7 protein-coding genes are annotated in these 5,720 nt (G+C 50.6%); 1 reads left to right on the top strand and 6 read right to left on the bottom strand.

Going from position 1 to position 5,720, the window contains the following annotated elements:
• The coding region (locus tag J4G02_22900) for an SDR family oxidoreductase (GenBank protein MCE2397357.1) at window positions 1-585 on the top strand (585 nt) is incomplete at its 5' end.
• 121 nt (window positions 586-706) lie between these two features.
• On the opposite strand, the gene J4G02_22895 is transcribed toward J4G02_22900, so the two are convergent.
• The 6 genes from J4G02_22895 to J4G02_22870 form a co-directional block, all read right to left on the bottom strand.
• Window positions 707-1,489, bottom strand: a complete 783-nt coding sequence (locus J4G02_22895; protein MCE2397356.1) for a hypothetical protein — start codon at window positions 1,487-1,489, stop codon at window positions 707-709.
• A complete protein-coding gene (locus J4G02_22890; protein MCE2397355.1) occupies window positions 1,462-1,800 on the bottom strand; it encodes a hypothetical protein in 339 nt (112 codons plus the stop codon). The genes J4G02_22895 and J4G02_22890 overlap by 28 nt, the downstream gene beginning before the upstream one ends.
• A gap of 49 nt (window positions 1,801-1,849) precedes the next feature.
• A complete protein-coding gene (locus tag J4G02_22885) occupies window positions 1,850-2,803 on the bottom strand; it encodes a hypothetical protein (GenBank protein ID MCE2397354.1) in 954 nt (317 codons plus the stop codon).
• A 722-nt stretch (window positions 2,804-3,525) separates the two neighbouring features.
• The gene (locus J4G02_22880; GenBank protein MCE2397353.1) at window positions 3,526-4,185 is read right to left on the bottom strand and encodes a cytochrome P460 family protein; all 660 of its coding nucleotides are present in this window, start codon (window positions 4,183-4,185) and stop codon (window positions 3,526-3,528) included.
• Window positions 4,186-4,239: 54 nt separating this feature from the next.
• Window positions 4,240-5,421, bottom strand: coding sequence for a mandelate racemase/muconate lactonizing enzyme family protein (locus J4G02_22875; GenBank protein MCE2397352.1), 1,182 nt, complete (start codon window positions 5,419-5,421; stop codon window positions 4,240-4,242).
• Window positions 5,422-5,482: 61 nt separating this feature from the next.
• Window positions 5,483-5,720, bottom strand: a 238-nt coding sequence (locus tag J4G02_22870; GenBank protein MCE2397351.1) for a hypothetical protein, incomplete at its 5' end; no start/stop codon positions are given.

Below are 5,720 nucleotides of genomic sequence, written 5' to 3'. Positions count from 1 at the left end.
CAGCATCAGAAACTGCTTGATACGGCGGTGGACGCCTTTGGCAGGGTCGATATTCTGGTCAACAATGCGGGCATCACGCGGATCGCCGACATCCTCGAAGAATCTGAAGAAGACTTCGATATCCTCATCAAGACCAATCTCAAAGCACCGCACTTTTTGACGCAACGGGTTGCGAATTACATGATTGCCGAGGAGATTCGGGGGTGTATTGTTTATACCCTATCTATTTCAGACTCGCTCGCCTCTGACAACCGTGCTGCCTACTGCATTTCCAAAGCGGGTTTGGAGATGGATATGAAGGTCTACGCAGGCAGATTAGCAGAAGAGGGGATCAAAGTCAACGGCATCGAGGCGGGGGTCATCGACACAGATCTATCGCGGATCCGTATTCCAGACTATGAAGAAGCATCGAAAAAGGGATATGTTTTCATGGTTAGACCGGGCAAACCCGACGATATCGCCTATGCCGCTGTCGCTGCGATGAAGATATACGACACAGGACGATTGATTCCCGCAGCGGGAGGCACCATGACCCATCTGTTGAATCTGCGGATGATGACCGAGTTGGAGAGCAATCGATCGTGAGGATAACGTAATTTTTTAGCAGAAATGCTAAAATTAGGCTGAACGGCAACTCGTAGGGGTTGGGTGTTTATTGGCAAATGACAGACACATCTCACACAGATGTCAACAGAGCCTAGTCATTTCAGGGATTCACATAGGTCTCATTCAGATATCGAGCGATGATTTTGATATCTTCCTCTTCAAGGAAAAGCCCGTTGTCGATCATGCGAGCGATAAGTTCCGTGGTTTCCGCTTCCGATGTCGGTGGGACATTATCAACGTCTGACAGGTCGTGGCAGAGGGAGCAGGTAATTTCAAATAGTTCTCTCGCAACTTCCGGGTCATAAACATCTTCAGCCGACGTTGCACCCGTCTCCTCAACCTCATCCGGATCTACAACGACTTCATCCGGATTTACAATCACCTCATCTGCCACTTCATCCGGATTCGTCAAAACGGCTAAAGCGTTTTGCGCTTGGCTAGCCTGCATTCGCTGTTTCCGCTGCTCTTTCGCTGAAACTTGCAGTTCGGGCGTGATAGCGATGAGATATGCGGACACCGTCCACTGATCTTCTAGGGTAATCGGTTCCCCTATCATCGGCTTGATTGCCATCCGATCCACCGTCCGCACCCAATCAGGTGGGGTGCGTGGACGCGCTAAGATAGTTCGTAAATCGTGGCACTGAACGCATTTCTTCAACAGAACGTCCTGACCCTCGCGCAATTTCCGCCTCGTAGCCAGCTCATCAAGTGGTGCATCAGGTGGTAATCCCGCCATTTCCAGTCGTGTATGTGTCCGTTGGAGGCTAGCATCGCTGAAGATATTGCTCTTGACCCGAAGGGCACTTTCGCGCAATGTGAAGGGTACGGAGAGACCAATGAGCAGATAGGTACATATCAAGAGCCCTGTCCCGATATAAGGCATCGCCTCATCGAAATTTTGACCAGAAGTAGGACGCCGATTGTGATGCCGAGCATCAGGTGAGCAACGGTACGCGGTGGGAGTTCAACCTGATAATTCCACAGGCGGGGCACCATGTGCCACATCATGAAGATGTACAGGATCAGATACGCATAGCCGATAGCTCGGTGCACAAACATCAGCGATTTCGGTGCGGCACTGGTGCGGGTTTCATGGTCGAAGGGATACCCCCACAGCTTATACATCAAAAACACGGAAGCATTCCCCAGACCAAGGAAAATAAGCCCAAATATTGTACTAGTCGCAGTTGACATTCTATCCCCCTATAGATCAAATCTCTCGAAGGTTTCCCCAAAAACTGTGTCAGAACCAGAAATGCGACATCAAGATAAGCTGATCTATCCCCTCAAGTTGGCGGTCAGTGCTCGTTATATCGCGGTTATCGTTTGCGATGTTGAACCAATAGAATAGCTCAAGGGAACCGTTTTCCATAAAGATATATTGTGCAGCAAGCGTTACACGCTGGCTCCCATCCCCTTTGACCATTCGATCCGGATCGAACAACCCATAACGTCCGGAGAGCATCAGTTCCGGCATCACGCGATATTTCGCACCGAAATAGTAACCTTTGGATGCGATGTCATCATCACTGAAGCCGATGCCCTCATCATCGCCGAAACTGCCCCCGAAATTGAACTCGCCTTCGAGGGTGAGATTTTTGAGGGCAGCTGTTAAAAACGCCCCTGCAATCATTTCACGATCTAGATCTCTATCTCTATCAAGGAGAAAGGAGACACCTCCCCGGACGGGACCAAGCGTACTGCCGGCAGTTGCAACCATCCCTTTATGTTGGTTGCTATCCGCGGCTTGTCCAGCGCTGCGATTTCCATTGACCACGGCAGCATTGTAGAACAACTTGCCGTACGTGCCCCCGACTTCAATGCCGACATCCCGTTTATGTGATCCGAGGTTATACCCCTGACGTACCAAGATATTGTGGTCTCTCTGTTTAAGACCAAATGGAACGCGGAATTGTCCCACTTTGACGTAGAGGTGTTTGGGGATAGCGTCAACCGTCGCAAACATATTGAGGGTCGCTCCCATATTGTTGGAGAGGGTCAGTCTGAGCTTGTCCGAGGCTTGTGCATTGACAGTCAACTCGCCCTGCATCAGAAGAAAGCTATCAACGGATGAGTGGCAAGAGGTACACGTGGCTCTTGCGCGTCCTTCGAGATCGACATGGGCTGTTTTGATATAAGCGGTACGAATGTTGACCGCTGTTGTGAGTCTTTGGCGAACCTCTTCCGCTTCCTCCATAATTGCTTCCGGATCGAAATCTTCAGGAAACTCAAAGTAGTTATCCTCATAAACCTGTCCAATTGCGTTGCGCGGTCCGCCTCTTTGTCCTCCATCGCCGCAAACTCCGGGCGCGCTGCGCTATCAGAGATCAAAGAAACAACCAATAATGCGCTGAGTAAGAAGACCAAAAATCCAAACTGAGATTTGTATGCCAATTGATAACCTCCTCAATGCATAACGTAAGTTGCTAGGTAACTTGTAGGTCGAATTTCCATACTCGACATCTACTAGAAATAACCAAATTTACTAAGATTATCTATCAGATTCGCTCTTTCTATACACATCGCGCTCCGCTGGAGCGCAGGGATTGCTTCTATCACCGTTCTATAGACATATCGCTCCGCTGGAGCGAAAGAGAGCACTTGACAGGCGAATAGCCCCTGCCCCTACAAGAAAATCAATGGTTTTTCAATGACTAGCAGCTTCCTTTATGTATAACGCAAGTTGCTAGTGACGTGTGCCGCAATAAAGTTGACCCTTATACCCGTAGGTCGGGCATCTTGCCTTACCTACAAAGCCCCAGAGGGGCGATATGTGTATAGCACATCGGCAAACCAATTCCCCAAGCCCCAGCGGGGCGGCATGTATCGCATTGGATTGATGCCTGATATATCAAGAAAATCACTCGACTCCGGGCTATCTAGCAGCTTCCTTTATGTATAACGATTTGCCGTTGACTATTATTCGAGCGGTACAAACACAAAGTCTGTATCGGCAACTCCTGAGTGGCAGCCGATGCAGATCCCTCCTTCAAAAGCCAAGCGGAACTCCGCGTCCGGCGCGCCTCGCAGGTATTCCTCAAATCTCCAATCGCCGGCGTCGGGATGGTTTCCTGCCTCTTTCCACATCACTGCGACCAGTCCAATAAAATCTCTGCCCGGACGAGTTGCTTCCTTCACCACAATCGTGCCATCCGGATAAGGAAACTGCTGCTGACCATTCGGAGCAATCTTCTCACGCGTTTGATTGACATAGACATTTTTGGTGCCATTATGCGGATCGCCGCCCGGTGCGGGAGGGATCGGTTGAGCGTTCAACTTCAGCCATTGATCATATCCTGCTATGTCATCAGGCAACCCCGGAAGGACAGCCGGTGGCTCTGGTTCCGGTTGCGGTTGGGGCATTTGTTCAACTCGCGGCGGTTCGGGTTCCGGTTGCGGCTGCTGTTCTACCGGTTGCTGTTGAGCAGGTGGTTCAGGCATCAGTTCATCCGGTGACGGTTGTTGTGGGACGGGTGGCTCAGGTGTCATCACTTCTCCCTCATCCCCGCAAGAAACGAAAATTACACAGGCAATAATAACAAGGGTCAAAATCAAGGGGGCTAGATATTTCGGGATCATTTTCTTCTCCATTATTAGATTCAGTCAAGCAAGTTCGCGCCGCGCAGGGTAACATCAGAGCTCAATCGGCTCAAAGACAATCTCGTTACCAACCTGAATCTGCACTGGGGCTAAATATGCACCCATCGTCTCTGTATCAACATGCACGCCTAGCCCCGGTTTACCCGTCAACGCCACTTTTCCATCAGATCCAACTTCCAACCGCTCAACTGTCAGACGTTGAGCGAGTTTAGACCCTTCAGCCGGATATTCCAACAGATCGAATGATTCGTTTGTCGCAAACACATGCAGCGATGCAGCAAGACTCAAATGGCTTTTGAAGGTGTGATTCACATACTGAATTCCGTGCTGTTCGGCAAGTTGTCGGACACGGAAAGCCGCTGTGATGCCGCCGATACGTCCGACATCGATCTGCACAAACTGAATCCCGCCATGCAGGATAAGGTCCTCCGCCAAACGATACGTCCCAGAGCCTTCACCCGCAGCGATTGGCACCGGCGGACGCTGCTTTGATAACCCCATATATGCCTCGATCGCGTCGGGAGCGAGCGGTTCTTCCAACCATGTAGGCGAAAACTGGGCAAACTGTTTTGCCCGGGCGTAAGCCGTTTCATAGTCTTCGCCCCAGACGACGCCGGCATCAATCATAATCTGCGCATCTTCTCCCATACCCTCGCGTGCTGCACGAACCAACGCCACGTCGTTTTCCTCACCGAATTTTCCCATCGGTCCCCACCCAAACTTTGCAGCACGATACCCTTGCTCGTGCAACTGCGCCGCAATCTGATAGGTTTCTTCGGGGGTATCGCCAAAAAGGACGGAGGCATACGGCAGCTTGGAGTGGCTTTGGCTCTGCGGCTCAAGTAGGCGATAAATCGGCTCTCCCAACCTCTGTCCGACGATGTCCCATAACGCGATGTCTGCACCGCTATAGGCGTGGTGGATCTGCTGAATATCAAGCCCATTACGCAGCGCTTTTTGATGGAGCCGGACCACATCGCTGGGATTCTCCAGCCTCTCGCCAATCAAAGACTCACGGATATTGATGATGTTCCCATGTGACATTGGGCAACAGTACGCGGCTAACGACACAAGCGGCGAGGCATCGCATTCACCCCACCCGGTAATTCCCTCGTCCGTCTGGATACGCACGACAAGTGTGTCCTGCGTACCGTCTGCCGCGTCGGTAATCTGCGGCATTTTGAGGTAAAAGGGATCAACAGCGATAATCTTCATAGATCAGATCCTTTGCCCATCACCTGAGATTCGCACATAATACATGAGCGACAAGTCAAAGTCAAGGGATTTCTATCGCTGCTAGCAGTAGGTTGAGATTCATATCTCGACACAAAAAATGTCGATTTTGGAAAATCGACCTACAATAGGGCAACCACGAGGTGGTTTCCCCTACAAGGAATAGATCTAATGTAGGGGCAGGTCTTGCGCCTGCCCATCGAAGATTCTCGGAGCAGAGATAAATTACTTTCTCAAATGTCAACAGAACCTGCCAAAAAAGGCGGAATTTATGACGGCTA

The sequence above is a fragment of the Candidatus Poribacteria bacterium genome (assembly GCA_021295755.1).
In the GTDB taxonomy this organism is placed as follows: domain Bacteria; phylum Poribacteria; class WGA-4E; order WGA-4E; family PCPOR2b; genus PCPOR2b.
The sequence above is the reverse complement of the archived record's forward strand: the minus strand, read 5'-3'. Positions and strand labels throughout refer to the sequence as shown.

What these genes read in the sequence shown, in the direction of transcription:
- J4G02_22895 (MCE2397356.1), bottom strand. Translation starts at nt 1,489, where the DNA reads ATGCCTTATATCGGGACAGGGCTCTTGATATGTACCTATCTGCTCATT.
- J4G02_22890 (MCE2397355.1), bottom strand. Translation starts at nt 1,800, where the DNA reads ATGTCAACTGCGACTAGTACAATATTTGGGCTTATTTTCCTTGGTCTG.
- J4G02_22885 (MCE2397354.1), bottom strand. Translation starts at nt 2,803, where the DNA reads ATGGAGGAAGCGGAAGAGGTTCGCCAAAGACTCACAACAGCGGTCAAC.
- J4G02_22880 (MCE2397353.1), bottom strand. Translation starts at nt 4,185, where the DNA reads ATGATCCCGAAATATCTAGCCCCCTTGATTTTGACCCTTGTTATTATT.
- J4G02_22875 (MCE2397352.1), bottom strand. Translation starts at nt 5,421, where the DNA reads ATGAAGATTATCGCTGTTGATCCCTTTTACCTCAAAATGCCGCAGATT.